Origin of the sequence: Solibacillus sp., from assembly GCF_040273735.1 — a bacterium.
GTDB lineage: Bacteria > Bacillota > Bacilli > Bacillales_A > Planococcaceae > Solibacillus.
Genome location: NZ_JBELZM010000001.1, coordinates 18,859 through 35,472, shown reverse-complemented (window position 1 = coordinate 35,472; position 16,614 = coordinate 18,859). Strand labels below are relative to the sequence as shown.

At 38.6% G+C, this 16,614-nt stretch carries 17 protein-coding genes; 7 read left to right on the top strand and 10 right to left on the bottom strand.

The window, feature by feature from the left end; genetic code table 11:
• Window positions 1–55: 55 nt before the first annotated feature.
• Window positions 56–718 carry a potassium channel family protein gene (locus ABS917_RS00180; RefSeq protein WP_350477140.1) on the bottom strand — a complete coding sequence of 221 codons (663 nt, stop codon included), beginning with the start codon at window positions 716–718 and terminating at the stop codon, window positions 56–58.
• A 60-nt stretch (window positions 719–778) separates the two neighbouring features.
• Window positions 779–1,207, bottom strand: coding sequence for a redoxin domain-containing protein (locus ABS917_RS00175; RefSeq protein ID WP_350477139.1), 429 nt, complete (start codon window positions 1,205–1,207; stop codon window positions 779–781).
• A 226-nt stretch (window positions 1,208–1,433) separates the two neighbouring features.
• On the opposite strand from ABS917_RS00175, the gene ABS917_RS00170 reads away from it, so the two are divergent.
• The 5 genes from ABS917_RS00170 to ABS917_RS00150 are packed head-to-tail and all read left to right on the top strand — an operon-like array spanning window position 1,434 to window position 5,762.
• A complete protein-coding gene (locus tag ABS917_RS00170) occupies window positions 1,434–1,976 on the top strand; it encodes a helix-turn-helix domain-containing protein (RefSeq protein WP_350477138.1) in 543 nt (180 codons plus the stop codon).
• A gap of 16 nt (window positions 1,977–1,992) precedes the next feature.
• Window positions 1,993–3,093, top strand: a complete 1,101-nt coding sequence (locus ABS917_RS00165) for an ABC transporter ATP-binding protein (protein WP_350477137.1) — start codon at window positions 1,993–1,995, stop codon at window positions 3,091–3,093.
• Window positions 3,086–3,889, top strand: coding sequence for an ABC transporter permease (locus tag ABS917_RS00160; protein ID WP_350477136.1), 804 nt, complete (start codon window positions 3,086–3,088; stop codon window positions 3,887–3,889). Before ABS917_RS00165 ends, ABS917_RS00160 begins: the two co-directional genes overlap by 8 nt.
• Window positions 3,889–4,689 carry an ABC transporter permease gene (locus tag ABS917_RS00155; protein WP_339197949.1) on the top strand — a complete coding sequence of 267 codons (801 nt, stop codon included), beginning with the start codon at window positions 3,889–3,891 and terminating at the stop codon, window positions 4,687–4,689. Before ABS917_RS00160 ends, ABS917_RS00155 begins: the two co-directional genes overlap by 1 nt.
• The gene (locus tag ABS917_RS00150; protein WP_350477135.1) at window positions 4,686–5,762 is read left to right on the top strand and encodes an ABC transporter substrate-binding protein; all 1,077 of its coding nucleotides are present in this window, start codon (window positions 4,686–4,688) and stop codon (window positions 5,760–5,762) included. The genes ABS917_RS00155 and ABS917_RS00150 overlap by 4 nt, the downstream gene beginning before the upstream one ends.
• A gap of 48 nt (window positions 5,763–5,810) precedes the next feature.
• Here the strand turns inward: ABS917_RS00150 and ABS917_RS00145 are convergent, their stop codons facing one another.
• Both ABS917_RS00145 and ABS917_RS00140 read right to left on the bottom strand, forming a co-directional pair.
• On the bottom strand, window positions 5,811–6,272 hold the full coding sequence (locus ABS917_RS00145; RefSeq protein WP_350477134.1) for an 8-oxo-dGTP diphosphatase: 462 nt from the start codon (window positions 6,270–6,272) through the stop codon (window positions 5,811–5,813).
• A 14-nt stretch (window positions 6,273–6,286) separates the two neighbouring features.
• Window positions 6,287–6,847, bottom strand: coding sequence for a TetR/AcrR family transcriptional regulator (locus ABS917_RS00140; protein WP_350477133.1), 561 nt, complete (start codon window positions 6,845–6,847; stop codon window positions 6,287–6,289).
• A gap of 142 nt (window positions 6,848–6,989) precedes the next feature.
• On the opposite strand from ABS917_RS00140, the gene ABS917_RS00135 reads away from it, so the two are divergent.
• Both ABS917_RS00135 and ABS917_RS00130 read left to right on the top strand, forming a co-directional pair.
• Complete coding sequence (locus ABS917_RS00135; RefSeq protein WP_350477132.1) at window positions 6,990–7,913, top strand: DsbA family protein; 924 nt, start codon at window positions 6,990–6,992, stop codon at window positions 7,911–7,913.
• A gap of 240 nt (window positions 7,914–8,153) precedes the next feature.
• Window positions 8,154–9,341 carry an MFS transporter gene (locus ABS917_RS00130; RefSeq protein WP_350477131.1) on the top strand — a complete coding sequence of 396 codons (1,188 nt, stop codon included), beginning with the start codon at window positions 8,154–8,156 and terminating at the stop codon, window positions 9,339–9,341.
• Between the two features lie 48 nt (window positions 9,342–9,389).
• On the opposite strand, the gene ABS917_RS00125 is transcribed toward ABS917_RS00130, so the two are convergent.
• The 6 genes from ABS917_RS00125 to ABS917_RS00100 all read right to left on the bottom strand — a co-directional run bounded on the left by ABS917_RS00125 (window position 9,390) and on the right by ABS917_RS00100 (window position 16,614).
• Window positions 9,390–10,511, bottom strand: a complete 1,122-nt coding sequence (locus tag ABS917_RS00125; protein ID WP_350477130.1) for an N-acetyldiaminopimelate deacetylase — start codon at window positions 10,509–10,511, stop codon at window positions 9,390–9,392.
• 15 nt (window positions 10,512–10,526) lie between these two features.
• Entirely contained in the window at window positions 10,527–11,240 is a 714-nt protein-coding gene (gene dapD, locus ABS917_RS00120) for a 2,3,4,5-tetrahydropyridine-2,6-dicarboxylate N-acetyltransferase (RefSeq protein ID WP_350477129.1), read from the bottom strand.
• 76 nt (window positions 11,241–11,316) lie between these two features.
• Window positions 11,317–12,216: a transcriptional regulator CcpC gene (locus tag ABS917_RS00115; protein WP_350477128.1), complete on the bottom strand. Its 900-nt coding sequence runs from the start codon at window positions 12,214–12,216 to the stop codon at window positions 11,317–11,319.
• Window positions 12,217–12,289: 73 nt separating this feature from the next.
• Entirely contained in the window at window positions 12,290–12,733 is a 444-nt protein-coding gene (gene cbpB / locus ABS917_RS00110) for a cyclic-di-AMP-binding protein CbpB (RefSeq protein ID WP_079524871.1), read from the bottom strand.
• 533 nt (window positions 12,734–13,266) lie between these two features.
• Complete coding sequence (gene fadH / locus ABS917_RS00105) at window positions 13,267–14,034, bottom strand: 2,4-dienoyl-CoA reductase (RefSeq protein WP_350477127.1); 768 nt, start codon at window positions 14,032–14,034, stop codon at window positions 13,267–13,269.
• Between the two features lie 405 nt (window positions 14,035–14,439).
• A complete protein-coding gene (locus ABS917_RS00100; RefSeq protein ID WP_350477126.1) occupies window positions 14,440–16,614 on the bottom strand; it encodes an RNA degradosome polyphosphate kinase in 2,175 nt (724 codons plus the stop codon).

Below are 16,614 nucleotides of genomic sequence, written 5' to 3'. Positions count from 1 at the left end.
TCGCAAAATGATGGATTTTTAGTTATGTCCGAATTCCCGTCAAAACAGCTCTAACCTACCGCTGAATAACCTTCTTCACAAATCGGTTAATATCGACATCCGCGCCGATTATAAGTAAGACATCCCCTACTTGAATACGTTCTGTTGCATTTGGGGAAATCATGATCTCATCACCGCGTGTAATGCCGACAATATTCAAGCCGTATTTTGCCCTTACATCCAGCTCGATTAACGACTGGCCGGCAATACTTTCGTTTGCTTTAATTTCCATGATGGAATGTTCACCGGAAATCTCCAAATAATCAAGGACACTGTTAGACATCATGTTATTGGCGATCCGGATACCCATATCACGTTCAGGGTGTACGACAAAATCTGCACCGATTTTCAGCAATACTTTTTCATGGTAGTCATTTTGCGCTTTAACTGTAATTTGCGGAACCCCGAGCTCTTTCAAAATAAGCGTAGTTAAAATACTAGATTGGATATCTTCTCCAATCGCTACAATGACATGTTCGAAATTCCACAAACCTAGTGATTTGATTGTTTCCTCTTCTGTCGTATCCGCTACTACAGCCTGTGTTGCTATGCGGGCATATTCATCGACACGTTCACTATCTGTATCGATTGCCATTACATTGGCCCCCTGTTTAACGAGTTCACGTACGATACTTCCTCCAAAACGTCCTAACCCTATTACTACGAATTCTTTTTTCATTCTTCTCTCCTCCGAACATCCAGTTGCCACTAGTTTAACGCATCAAAACAGCTATTGTCATTAAATTATACGTTCTATTTTCTGTTGCAGTAATTTCGATGCAAAATAGCCCGCCTTAAAAAAGCGTAGTTGCTGCTGTTGATCAAATATATAGTAAGCAGGTACGAATTTGTTTCCAAAACTGTCGCTTATTTTTAGTTCATTATCAAGGTAAACAGGGTATATTATTTCCAATTGCTTTATTTTCTCTTTAACAAGGGCATCCGAATAATCCGATTCTTCTCTTGGCATATGAATCGCATGAACCGTTAACCGATCCCCAAATATACGTTCCAATTCCTTCAAGTTTTTAATGGAATGGGCACATTCCGAACAGCTCATTGACCAGAAATAAACCAATGTTGCTTTAGCATTTTCTTCGTAAGTATTCTCCCGATTTAATATTTTCGTCGCGCCACTTAATGATGGCATTATTGTTCGAATCCTCATTTATATTCACCTCGTTGTAACATATGTAATAACGGTTTTTTCGGTACCATTCAAATGCCTCAATACGTATATCAATATATATTTGGACAAGACTCTTGAAAATACATATTTATTATGTATAATTATTATTGCTTTCGTAAACTAAAAGTAATGTAAAAGTAAACTTCCTTACTCAAGGTTTATATACAGTAAACTATTGAGCGAAAAATATAAGGGGTGTGACTATATGCAAATTGGTTCAAAAATTAAATCCCTTCGTATAAAAAAAGGGCTTACCCAGGAAGAGCTCGGGGAACGTACCGATTTAACGAAAGGTTATATTTCCCAATTGGAGCGCGACTTAAATTCCCCTTCCATTGAAACATTGTTTAACTTACTGGAAGTTCTCGGGTGTTCGCCTCGGGACTTTTTTGATGATACGCAAAAAAATGAAAAAATTGTTTTCGCGAAAGATGAACAAACATGCTTCATTGATCAAGATAAAAAATATGAAATTGAATGGCTTATTCCTACTTCAAACGAAAAGGAAATGGAGCCTGTTTTCATAACATTGCAAAAAGATGCAGAATTTAAAGCATTTGAGCCCTCTCTGGCAGAAACGTTCATCTATGTTCAAAACGGACGAATTCGAGTCGTTCTTGGCAATGAAGAATATATCGCCAGTGAAGGTGATGCCGTATATTACGAAGCATCTTCCAACCATCAAATTTTCAATGCGCACAGTGGCATAACAAAATTGCTCCTTGTCGCGACACAATCATATTTATAAATTAGGAGGATGCATAATGGATAACACGATTATTCGCTTTGAGAATGTCACAAAATCATATGATGACGGAACAGTAGTATTAAAAAATATTAACTTTGAATTGGAACGAGGTAAATTCTATACATTACTCGGACCATCCGGATGCGGAAAAACAACAATTTTACGTATAATTGCCGGGTTTACCGATGCCTCTACAGGGGATGTTTTCTTCAACGGAAAACGTATCAATGATGTTCCTGCAAATGAGCGCCAAGTAAATACAGTATTCCAGGATTATGCACTCTTCCCTCATTTGAATGTTTTTGAAAACGTCGCATTTGGCTTACGAATCAAAAAAGTAAAAGAAGCCGAAGTGAAAGAACGGGTGCAGGAAGCATTAAAGTTCGTTAACTTGGCGGGCTACGGCAGCCGGGAAATTTCCGAAATGTCTGGTGGTCAGCGTCAGCGTGTTGCAATTGCCCGTGCAATCGTCAATGATCCGGACGTAATTCTACTTGATGAGCCTTTATCTGCGCTTGATTTAAAATTACGTACAGAAATGCAGTACGAACTACGCGAACTGCAGCAGCGTCTTGGTAAAACATTTATATTTGTTACACATGACCAGGAAGAGGCACTTGCAATGAGTGATGAAATTTTTGTCCTTTCCCAAGGTGAAATAAAACAGTCCGGTACACCTGTTGATATTTACGATGAGCCGATCAACCGTTTTGTTGCGGACTTTATCGGTGAATCCAATATTGTAGACGGAATCATGCTTGAAGATTACCGCGTAAAATTTGCTGGAAAAGAGTTTGAATGTGTCGACGGAGGGATGAAACCGAATGAAAAAATCGATATTGTTATTCGTCCGGAAGACTTGGAAATTACAACACCTGAAAACGGCAAGCTGATCGTAACAGTAGATACACAACTGTTCCGTGGCGTGCACTACGAATTATCGACATATGATAAAGACGGCAATGAATGGCTTGTCCATTCATTGAAAAAAGCGGAAGTTGGCGCGGAAATCGGGTTGGACTTTGATCCGGAAGCAATTCATGTAATGCGTTTAAATGAAACGGAAGAAGATTTCGATAGACGTTTAGAAGCGTATGGGGATGAAGAACATGAATAAAGCAGCTAAAGGACCTTTAATCCCCTACGTATTTTGGATAATTTTATTCGTTATCGCGCCAATTGCGCTAATCGTCTATTATTCAGTTCTTGATTTAAACGGGAATTTTACATTGGCCAACTATGCGAAATTCTTTACACCGGTTTATTTGAAAATGACATTAAGCAGTTTCTGGTATGCATTTTTAATTACATTGTTTACCTTATTATTTGCCTATCCAACTGCTTACTTACTGACTAAGACGAAGCATAAACAGCTATGGCTTATGCTGATTATTATTCCTTCTTGGATTAACCTGCTGTTAAAAACATATGCATTTATCGGCATTTTCGGTTTGTACGGTCCGATCAATGCAATGATTGAAGTATTTGGTTTTGATCCAAAACAAATTTTATTTACGGATTTTAGTTTTGTATTTGTATCTGTTTACATTTTCATTCCGTTTATGATTATTCCGATTTTTAACTCATTGGATAAAATGAATCCTTCACTTATTTACGCATCACGAGACTTGGGGGCAAATGCATGGACAACTTTCCGTCGTGTCATTTTCCCGCTGACAATCGATGGCGTAAAATCAGGAATTCAAGTAACGTTCATTCCAGCATTATCACTGTTCATGATTACACGTTTAATCGCCGGCAACCAGGTTATTACTTTAGGTACGGCGATTGAACAACAATTCCTTGTTTCCCAAAACTGGGGTATGGGTTCGACAATTGCCGTGTTCTTAATTTTATTCATGGTGCTCACAATGCTGTTTACGAGACAAAAATCTAAAGGAGGACGTATCTGATGAAAAAGTTGTCCGCTATGTCGAAAGTATATTTACTTTTCGTATTTGCGATCCTTTACGCACCAATATTTTATTTAATTTTCTACTCCTTTAACAGTGGCGGCAGCATGAATAATTTCGAGTCATTCACACTTGAGCACTATGCGGCTGTATTTGAAGATTCAAGATTAATTATTATTTTGCTGAACACAGTACTTGTTGCCCTTTTATCAGGTTTAATCGCAACGATTATCGGAACGCTTGGGGCGATCGGTATTGTTTCATTGAAAGATAAAAAGATGCGCAATACATTGCTTTCGTTAAATAATGTTCTGATTGTTTCACCTGATGTTGTAATCGGTGCAAGCTTCTTAATTTTATTTACAATGATCGGTGTAAAACTAGGATTCGCTTCAGTACTTGTATCGCATGTCGCATTCAGTGTCCCGATTGTTGTACTTATGGTTTTACCGAAATTGCTTGAAATGAATACTTCCCTGATCGATGCTGCACGAGACTTAGGTGCAACGAAACGCGATGTATTGACACGTGTTATTTTACCGTATATTTCTCCAGGAATTTTCGCCGGTTTCTTCATGGCATTGACGTATTCCCTAGATGACTTCGCGGTTACATTTTTCGTAACAGGAAATGGCTTCAGTACATTATCTGTAGAAATTTACTCGATGGCCCGTGCCGGCATTTCATTAACAATCAATGCTATTTCAGGGTTAGTATTTGCTGTAACGGTATTAATCGTTATCGGATACTACTTTATTAACAAACGATCAAAATCAGTAGCAACGGGGGGACAACGATGAGAGAATTAGTTCAAGCAACGGCTGCCATTGTCATTGTATGTGCCCTGCTGTTTTTTACAGTTGACCGTATGCAATCAGCTGGTTCTGCAGGAAGTAAAGATACATTAACGGTTTATAACTGGGGGGAATATATCGATCCGGAATTAATCGATAAATTTGAAGAAGAAACCGGAATTAAAGTAACTTATGAAACCTTTGATTCAAATGAAGCAATGTTGACGAAAGTACAGCAAGGCGGCTCTGCCTATGATATTGCTGTCCCTTCAGAATATACGATTGAATCAATGAAGGAAGATGACCTGCTTATTCCGATTAATCATAACTTAGTTCCGAATCTGCAAAATATTAATGAAGACTTTCTGGATTTGCCGTTCGATCAAGGGAATGAATACTCCATCCCTTATTTCTGGGGAACAGTTGGAGTTGTCTATAATCCGAATTTAATTGATGACCATTTAACTTTTGAAACTTGGGAAGACTTATGGGATCCTTCATTAAAACGTAAAGTATTTCTGGTTGATGGCTCCCGTGAAGTAATCGGAATGGGGCTGAACTCAATCGGCGAGTCACTTAATGTGAAAGATGATGACTTATTGCGTAAAGCGACAGATCATTTAATTGAGCTTTCACCAAACATTAAAGCAATTATCGGTGATGAAATTACACCGCTTATGATAAATAATGAAGCATCTGTAGCGTTAACATTCTCCGGTCAGGCGGCAGATATGATGTGGGAAAATGAAGAATTGGAGTTTGCCGTACCGCAAGAAGGCTCTAACTTATGGTTCGATAATATGGTTATTCCAAAAACTTCACAAAATATTGAAGGTGCCCATAAATTTATCAACTTCATGCTTGATCCTGAAAATGCTGCACAAAATGCAGATTATGTCGGCTATTCAACACCTAATGAAGCCGCTTGGGAACTGATGGATGAGGAAGTTATTAACGATGAACGTTTCTACCCGTCACATGACCAGCGTGAAACATTGGAAGTTTATGAAAACCTTGGCCTTGAATGGCTAGGAAAATACAACGAATACTTCCTTGAATTTAAAATGAGCTTGAAATAAAGTTTGAAGTAACACGAAGGCGTGGCCAATAATTTGGTCACGCTTTTTTTATAGCTTATGTATGATACGCCTGTCGATTTGATTGTTTTGTTCATCCCACATCGTATGAATTTCAAATGTTCCTGGCTCGAAGAACAAATCGAAGCGTACTTGAATATCCTCCTGCATCGGGTAATATTTGGCCTCGCTTATTTTCACCCACTCCAGCTCCCCTTCTGTGCAGGAGTCTAAAACTTCCCCCGCAAAATCATCCGTCCAGTAATTATAAATAATAAAATGCTCGAGCAATTCCGGATTCGTGTAATGGGAGATTCCTTTAAACACTAATGACTGTACTTCCAACCCTGTCTCTTCTTTTACTTCACGGATTGCACCTTCAGCAAAGCCTTCAGGAAAATCCACTTTACCACCCGGTGGAATATATCCTTTGAATTGATCATGCTGTCGGTTGAGCAACAATACTTTATCCTCTTTTTGAATCATGACAACAGTCCAAAATTTATAATTCATCCATACTTCCCCTTTCACATGCCGCCAATTCCAGACATGATAAATGGTAAAACCGATTTAATATAGGCTTCCGGTTCAACTTTTTCAATGCTTCTTTTCCACTCTACAGAAGCTCCATATATCCCCCAGCTCAGCATGACTGACGTAAGCTTTAATGTTTGCACATCATCATTTGATCGCTGGTTAACGAGCATATGATAAAAAATGATTTCAAGCTGTTCCCTGATAATTCGAGCAATCGTATCTTCATAGCCTCGATGACAACGAGTAGATAATGACATTTGGAATTCTGTAATGGCCTTGAAAATGCTGCTTACCACTTCTTCATTTAATTCACTGCTTTTGTACGTCTCACAGTTTAAATTAACTAATAATACTTCCGATAATGATTTATCCAAAAGATCGTAAATATCTTCAAAATGATAATAGAAAGTTGCACGGTTAATCATCGCCTCAGCTGTAATATCCTTCACCGTTATATCCTTGAATTCCTTCTGACTTGAAAGTTCTATAAAAGCATCCATTATTAGTTTACGTGTACGACGTATTCTAGGGTCTACTTTTACTTCCTTCATTATAATCCCTCCCACTTTCTATACAGATTCCCGAATGTGTTGAATATACAACACATCGCCCGAACTATCGGTACTCAATGTATTTAACATATTTTACAATTCAATTATAGAACAAAGATATCACTTAAGGGAGGAATTTACATTGAAAAATAATAATATGGTTTGTGATTTAGTAACTGGAGTTTGTGGTGTGGCTGAGGAAAGTGAATTGGAACTAATTGATTTTAACAAACAGAAAAAATCAGTGGATCTTTATTATGTAACAGATCCGATTTGTTCACATTGCTGGGCAATCGAACCTGTAATTGGCCGTTTTATAAAACAGTACGGAAAGCATTTCAACTTCCATACTGTAATGGGAGGCTTACTGGAAAAATGGCATGACGGACCTATTGATCCTGCAAACGGAATCTATAAGCCAGCTGATGTTGCTGGCCATTGGCGAGAAGTAGGCCAGTATTCAAGAATGCCGATTGATGGTTCTCTAATGGTGGATAATCCTGTTCACTCGTCCTATCCGCCGTCTCATGTTTTTAAAGTACTCCAAAAAAATTATAGTGAGAAGGTTGCATCCGAATATTTACGTCGTGCAAGAGAAGCCCTTTTTGTATTTAACGAGAATATTTCTGAACGGTCTGTTTTAGTAGAACTTGTTAATCAGCTTGGACTTAATGGTGAATCCATTGTAAGTGAAGCAGAGCAACCTATCGGACAACAATTATTAAATGAAGATTTCGAACTCGTGAAAACTCTTGGAGTAAGAGGTTTCCCATCGATTATCATTGTAAACAAGGAAAATAAAGGTGTAAAAATTGTTGGTGGTCAGCCATTACAGGCCTATATTGACGGCTTAAAACAAGTTATTGATACAGAAGAACTTCAACCAGCAGAACAGCCATCCTTACCTACACTTCTAAAAACGGAAAAGCTGATTTTTTCTAAAGAAATTGAAGTAATGTACGATCTGGAAAAATCGGATGTTCAATTTTTTATTAATCAGCAACTCTCACCAGACGAATACAAGTTGCATGAAATTCTCGGTGAATCTTATATAGCAACGAAATAACGTTTATTAATTTTTAACGTACCCCCTACACAAAAGCATTATGTGTAGGGGGTATACTTGTTAGTATAAATACCCGATAGTTCATGACTTCTATAGCTTCATATAAAAGCTTCCTACTAACAATTTCTTTATTAAGATTCGACATGATTAAATGCAATTTTGAAATTTATAGAGTATGATATTTAATATAAATTATATATTTCTAGTATCGAAATACCTAAACAGGAAGGCTGGCATTCTATGACAGAAAAATCCAATAAGTTAGCGCTTTATTTATTAATGTTTAATATGTTCATTACAATGGGCGGTATCGGGATTATTGTTCCTGTTATGCCTGCCTATTTGCAAGTTTTCGGTGTCGGTGGACAAGTGCTCGGTTTTTTAATTGCAGGCTTCGCTCTCGCACAGTTTCTTTTCTCTCCGGTTGCCGGAGATTTGTCGGATCGACATGGCCGGAAAATGTTTATTATTGGCGGACTGATCGTGTATGGGTCTTCACAAATTTTATTCGGTCTCGCTTCAGAAGTATGGGTTTTGTTTTTAGCACGTTTTTTAAGCGGAACAGGCGCAGCATTTATTATGGCGCCAATTATGGCATTTGTAGCCGATATTACGACATATGAAGAGCGCGGCAAAGGGATGGGTATGATCGGTGCAGCTATGTCTTTAGGCTTTATGGTCGGTCCGGGTGTAGGCGGTTTCTTATCTGAAGTAAATTTGACATTCCCTTTCTTTTTAGCCGGAGCTGTAGCATATATGGCTGCAATAATGTCTGCTATATATTTACCTAATATAAAAAATATTCGAGAGACAATTGCGCCACGTGAAAAACTGGCAATGCAAATGGTCAAATCTGTGAAGACCTCCTATTTCATCTTTTTAATCATCGTCTTCACGTTCAGTTTTGGTATTTCCAATTTCCAAGCAACTTTAACACTTTATTTAGACCATAAGTTTGGTTATACTCCCTCAGAAATCGCCATTATTTTAACAGTCGGCGGGTTTGCGGGTGTAGTGTTGCAAATGTTTGTCGTGAATAAACTATTTAAACGTTTCGGGGAAATGAAGGTTATTTTAGTCAACTTACTGTTGGCGGCCGCAATGATGCTGCTCGTTATTTACATTAGTGGCTTCTTCATCATTTTAATTGTCGCAACTCTGTTTTCGATTGCCACAACATTTATTCGTCCTGCAGTAAATACACTTATTTCAAAGCTTGCTGGTAATGAACAAGGCTTTGCTGCCGGTATGAACAATGCTTATATGAGTCTTGGCAATATGTTCGGTCCAGCACTTGCAGGTGTCCTGTTCGATTGGAACCCGAATTCTCCATATATTCTGGGAACTTTTGTGCTCGTCGGCTGTTTCACGCTTGCCTATTTATGGACAGTCAAAAAAGCGCCTCATTTAATGAAAGCCACTTCATAAAACAAAAAAAGCTATCCAAAATTTATTGGATAGCTTTTTTTTCTTATATCAGACCAGCTGGCGGATAAATTGTTCGACGAAGCGGCAATTTAGAGGAATGAGTGATTCGTCCGGTGCCATTTTAGCATGGTGGAGTCCGTAATTTGAATTGGCTCCTGTCCAGAACATCGCACCTGGCAAATCCTTGATGAAATAACCGAAGTCTTCACCTGTCATTGCAGCAGGACATTCATAAGCGGTTGTCCCTTCAAACTGTTCAGCAAACTCCAGCAAGGCATTGGCACAATTAGCATCATTATTTACCTCATAATACATTGAGCCGTAATCAATAGCGATAGAGCATTCAAATGCGGCTTCTATTCCTTTGCATATTGCTTCAATACGACGTTTTACTTCTGCCATTGCCTGTGCATTCAACGTTCGGATCGTTCCTTCAAGACGTCCATTTTCTGCAATGACATTCTGAACTGTACCAGAAGTCATTTTCCCGATTGTAATGACTGCACTATCCATTGGATTGACATTCCGGCTAATAATTGTTTGCAGCTGCATCACTAAATTGGCCGCCGCAATCGTCATATCCCTTGTTTTATGAGGGTAGGCTGCATGACCGCCAATCCCTTTCAAATCAATAAACAGCTCGGAAGTATTGGCAAACAGAAGCCCCGGTCTCGTTGCAATTGTACCTACCGGATATTCCGGAGCGATATGAAGTGCATAGAGTTCATCTGCAATAAGATGAGGCTGTTCTGCTTTTAGCCATTCCAGCATCGGTTCTGCCCCGCCTGGACCTTCCTCGGCTGGCTGAAAATAAACAACGACATTTTGAACAGGCGGCTGTTTTGAAAACTGCTCGACAAGTCCAAGCGCAATGGACATATGACAATCATGTCCGCAAGCATGCATAAATCCGGCATACTCCGATTCAAATGGGAGTCCCGTCTCTTCTTGTACAGGTAGAGCATCTATATCGGTACGCCAACCAATCAGCTTTGACGGGTTTGTTCCTTGTATATATACAACAATTCCTGTTTTCCAAGTCGTTGTTTTCAAATATTGCTGATCCAGATTTGAAATAAACTGGAGTAAATAGCTTTGTGTTTTAAATTCATTAAAGCCTACTTCAGGAATTTTATGTAGGTCTCGTCTTACTTCAATAAGATGCCTCATGTCGTTCCCGCCTTTTTATAAGTTACGCAGTGAATCGATAATTTCTGTTTTCGACTTTGTTTTTTCATCTAATACTTTAATTTGACGAGCTGGTACGCCTGCTACGACTGTATATGGTTCAACGTCTTTAATAACGATTGCTCCGGCTGCTACTACTGCACCTTTACCGATGCGAACACCTTCCAATACTACGGCATTTGCACCGATGACAACATCATCTTCTACAACAACCGGTAACGCACTCGGTGGCTCTACTACCCCTGCAAGAACAGTTCCTGCACCGATATGGCAGTTTGCTCCTACTGTTGCACGACCACCTAGTACCGCGCCCATATCAATCATTGATTTTGCACCAATTTCTGCACCAATATTAATAATGGCACCCATCATAATTACTGCATTGTCACCGATTGTAACTTGATCACGGATAATTGCACCTGGTTCAATACGTGCATTTATTTTTTTCGTATCTAAAAGCGGTACGCCTGAATTACGACGATCACTTTCTACTACATAGTCTTCGATAAGGTCTGCATATTTTTCTAATGATGCTACAATTTCGGACCATTCGCCAAACACTACCGCATTGTTTCCTTCACCAAACACTTTGCTTTCGGTACCAAATGATAAATCCGCAACACCAATTCCCTTTACATAAACTTTTACTGGTGTTACCTTTTTTGCTTCTGAAATAAAATCAATAATTTGTTGTGCATTTAATTTTTCCATATGACACCTCGCTGCGTGTTAGATTTTTTAACATGAATAATTGTACTAAATTTTCAGTAATATTAAAACTATTTTTTTAGTTGTTTTCACTTGAATAATCATACAGACAGCGTGCATGGTCTTGTACTAAATCGACAAAAGCTTCGACTTGGCGTAATTCGAATGTTGATTCATATCCGATCAGCCATGTATCCCGTGTTAAACCGTCATCATTTCCATTATTGGCCAAAGGGATTTTATGAACATTTTCTTCACCGTTCAATGTAATTGAAGGTAAAATTGCATAGCCGATACCATTTACAGCCATTTGCTTACAAGTTTCAATTTGATCTACAATGATTTGATGTTTTGGATTGTAGTTGAAATGACGTTGCCACCATTGCTGGATTTCCTGGTAATAATTCGAATCGCTTTTAAATTGGATAAACGGGCGGTCTGATGTCAATATATCTTCCATATCCTGGATTTCCTTATCCACTAAATACATCGTATCGCGGAACAAATGAATTTTTTTACCTTTCCATTCTGCCTGTCCGCGGACAATACCAATATGCGCTTCCCCATCATAAAGGGCTTTTATGATTTCAGAGCTCCATCCAGTAATTAATGAAATTTTCGTATCCGGATATTTCGTTACATAGTCTTTCAATACTTTTGGCAGCCAGTTTTGACCGACAATCGATGCACAGGCAATTTTTAATGTACCGTGCACTTTTGTATTCAGCGAGTGAATCGTTTCAAAAATTTCCTCCCGCTTTACAATCAAATCATTCGAATATTGAATGACCAGTTCACCTGCAGGCGTTGGGGTTAATCCTTTTTGGGAACGGATAAATATTTGAACGCCCCATTCTTTTTCAATTGACTGAAGTCGCTGTGACAGTGCTGGCTGCGTTAAAAAAAGGCGCTCTGCCGCTTTTCGCATATTTCTCTCTTCTGCCAACACTTTAATAATTTCTGCCTCTGTTGCTGTCACTGACAACCCTTCCTTTCCGAACAAACGGTTAAAAAAACGACAAAATCCCTTTAGGACTTTGTCGACTTTTATTTTAAGCGTTTTGCTGGTAAATATATTTCTTTAATTGTTTTAGAATAATTCTTCGTGTCATAATACCGACAAATGTGCCTTCTTCATCGACTACACATAAAAAGGCATGGTTAATTACTAGATCGAGTGCACGTTGGAATGTATCCGTAATTTTTAAATACACAACTTCCTGATTCATGACCTCATCCACACGAATGTCTGCTAATCTATCATATTCAATTCGCTCTAAGCCTAAAATAGACTCCGTTATCATTTTGGTACTTAATAAACCTTTTAAACGATACTTTACATCCAGAACTGGAATAGAAGAATACCCTGTTTTTGTTAAAACTAATAATGCATGTTCAGCGTTATTGCCACTTTGTACATGGGCGACCTTCTCAGATGAAATAATAAAATCTTTTATAGGCATATCTAGTAAAGCTCTGTTGTTCGTTGAAATCATGACATTCTACTCCTTTATCCCGCTAATAACGGGCAGTACCATACTAAAATAAACTGAAAAATTACTGCCGTTATTCTTTGCCCTGTCTTTCGACAAAACAGTTTCTCTAATCTCTATCATACCATATGGATCATTTTTATGACTATGAATGCGCCTAGGATTGGAAAAGAAAAAGCATAATAAGACGAGAAGATTCGTCCCATTATGCATTAATTTCAGTAACCTCTTGCCCAATAATAAAAAATAATGATACCTGTAAATGTGCCAAAAACTGCATACGATAAAATAATTGGATTGAGCAGGAAAGGATGCTCCTGAATTTCTTCAGGCACTTCCGAATCACGTTCCTGACCGCTCCCTTCTATATTATGTCCAACACGTACCGTTAAATAATAGCCTATAAAACTTAGTATGATGACAACGAAAATCGTTGGATAAAGCCATATTCCGATTGTGATCGCCTCCTTTTAACAGTTAGCGATAGTATGCAGCAATAATTTGGAATTTATTCTTTTTAATATCCTTTGAAAAAGTTAAAATGGGTGCTGATTTAGCCATTGTCCGCCATCTAAAGTAATGCATTCCCCATTTAAATAGCTTGCCTTATCCGACAGCATAAATACCGCTAGATCTGCTATTTCCTCAGGTGTTCCAAGACGCTTTAATGGTACAGAATCCAATGTACGTTTCGCTTGTTCTTCCGATTCCCATAGTTTATCTGCCCCGCCTGTACGCTCAATTGGTCCTGGTGCAATGGCATTTACACGAATTCCATATTGGCCGCCCCATTCAACCGCAAGCGAACGTGTCAACGAGAGCACCCCGGCTTTTGCGGCAGCTGAATGAATGACACCAGCTCCTGCACCCCAAGCATATGTAGCCACCATATTGATAATCGAACCCTTTATGCCATTCTCAATCCAATAACGACCAATTGCGGAAGTACAATAAAATGTACCATTCAACACAATATCAATTACAGCCTTCCATCCGTTCGGCGATAATTTTTCTGCATGCACTAAAAAGTTTCCTGCCGCATTGTTCACTAAGCCGTCTACTTGCCTGAATTTTTCAGCTGCAAACGCAACCATTGCCTGTGCATGTTCCGGTTCGCGAACATCCATTTGAAATGTTTCGATTGAAGAACCAAATTCCTCTATTTCCTTCTTTGCATTGGCTAAACGCTCCAAGTCACGCCCCGTGATCACAACATTTGCCCCTTCTTTCACGAAGTGCTTTGCCATACCGAGCCCCATCCCGCTAGAGCCGCCCGTAATAATAATCGTCTTGCCTTGTAACATTTCATCCATCCCCTTTGCTTATAAAATGAACAGCCATTCATAATTAGAGTTTACTATAATAGAGAAGAAATAAATACTAAAATATAAATTTTTCTGTTTTATGCAGTATTTTACTGTTTATGCAGTATGTTTTCTTTGTTTAAGAGAAATGGAGTGAGCAATGAATTATGATTTTCTAATATATCGTCAAATCATCTAATATAAATTTACTTATTCTAATAAAATTACGATGTTCTAATATATCTTCAACATGTTCTAAAATGTATGTGCTTTGTTCCAATACCATCTTCAAAGTTTCTAATATCACGGTTCTTTATTCTAATAACCTTCACAATTGTTCTAATAAATCCCCCCCATCAAATTTAAAAAGCTATGAACATTTTGTCCATAGCTTAATTTCTTCTACTATTCTTCCATAATCGGACCGAGTGATTCGGCTAGAAAGATTTCCTGACTGTTAATTCGGACATCACTATGATGGCCTTCTTTATAGTGGTATTTTCCATTTGAATCCTGGATGCGTACTTTTTGATTATCTTTAATTTGGAGCAGCATAATGCGCTGGATCCGGTATTTTATTTCCGGCGAATAGATCGGAAACAGTATTTCCACACGTTTAATCATATTCCGGGTCATCATATCTGCAGAAGATAAATATAGATTATCCTCCCCATTATGATGGAACCAGAAAATACGGGAGTGCTCAAGGAAACGGCCAACGATGCTCAATACGGTTATATTTTCGGAAATTCCCGGGATGCCTGGACGCAGACAGCAAATACCACGAATAATCAGCTCGATTTTCACACCTGCAATCGAAGCCTCATAAAGTTTCATCATTAAATCCTTGTCGGTTAAAGAATTCATTTTTGCCCGGATAAACCCGTTTCCATATTTTTTATGTAATGCAATTTCCTTATCGATTAGATCAAGGAATTCATCGCGAATATCAAATGGCGCGACGACAATATGGTGGAATTCGGGTTTTTCCGTATAGCCGCTTAAATAATTGAAGAAGTTTGTCGCATCAATGCCAAATTCCTTATGAGATGTAATAATCCCCATATCCGTATAGATTTTTGCAGTAGCATCATTGTAATTGCCCGTCCCCAAATGAACAAAGCGTTCAATTTTTCCGTTGCATCGACGGACGACAAGTGTAATTTTTGAATGTGTTTTCAGATTATTCATTCCATAAATGACAAGGCAACCTGCTTGTTCAAGCTGTTTGGCCCAGTGTACATTATTTTCCTCATCAAAACGTGCTTTTAACTCTACTAAAACTGTCACCTGTTTACCGTTTTCCGCCGCCTGCTTTAATGCTTGAATAATCGGCGAATTACCACTTACCCTGTATAGCGTTTGCTTAATTGCCAAAACGCTCGGATCTTCCGCTGCTTCTGCGATAAAATCGACAATCGGTCCAAATGATTCGTATGGATGATGGAAAAATATATCTTGGGTTAACGCTTTTTCAAAAATATTTTCGTCTGACTGTAAATCATGGGGAGGCTGCGGAATAAAACTTTCATACTCCAGATGTTCTCGTCCTACCGAAATCTCTTTTACAAAACCGAACATTGCCGTTAAGTCGAGCGGGCCATCAATTTTGAAAACATCGGACTCTCCCAGTTCAAATTCATCCAGTAAATAATCCAGCACATCATCATTCATCTCACCGTCACGTACTTCCAAACGTGAACCGACGCCCCATTTACGCTTTTTCAGTTCCTTTTCGATTTCCACTAACAGGTCTTGTGCGCCTTCCTCATGAATGGTCAAATCTGCATTTCGCGTTAACCGGAATGCTTGTGTCGATTTCACTTTATAGCCTAAAAATAAACGGTCGATATTACTTGAAATGACATCTTCCAATAATACGAACAACGTCTTCTTTCCATTTGACGGTATTTTAATAAATCGGTTCAATACGGACGGCACTTGGACAATTGCTACTTTATCCATATTGTTTTCCATATCCTCACTGCTGTTTTCCAGCATGACAAACAAGTTGAGTGTACGTCCCAACAACGTGGGAAACGGACGATAGGCGTCAACCGCTACAGGGGTAAGGACAGGAAATATCGTTTCTTCAAAAAATTCATTGATATAAATTTTTTCTTGCTCATTCAGCATTTTTAAATCAAGAATATGCACATGTTCTTTTGGTAAAAGCTCATGCACTAAATGGCGATACACTTCCGTTTGACGTCTCACTAATGCTTGAGTACGTTCAGCAATTTTAGCAAGCTGCTCTTTTGGTGTTAGACCGGACTTATTTTCAGGCTTATGATACCCGGCCCGAATTTGATCTTGCAAACCCGCAACCCGGACCATGAAAAATTCATCTAAATTGGAACTGAATATTGCCAAAAACTTCATCCGTTCCAACAACGGGTTATTTGTATCTTCCGCTTCTTCCAATACTCGTTCATTAAATGCGAGCCAGCTCAGTTCGCGGTTGTTGTAATACTGCGGCTTAGCAATTTCTTCATGCAACTCGATGCTAAAATCCGGACTATTGTCAAAATCTTCATGCTCCGGATTAATGAAAGAATTCTTTTCCATATTCATTGTCAT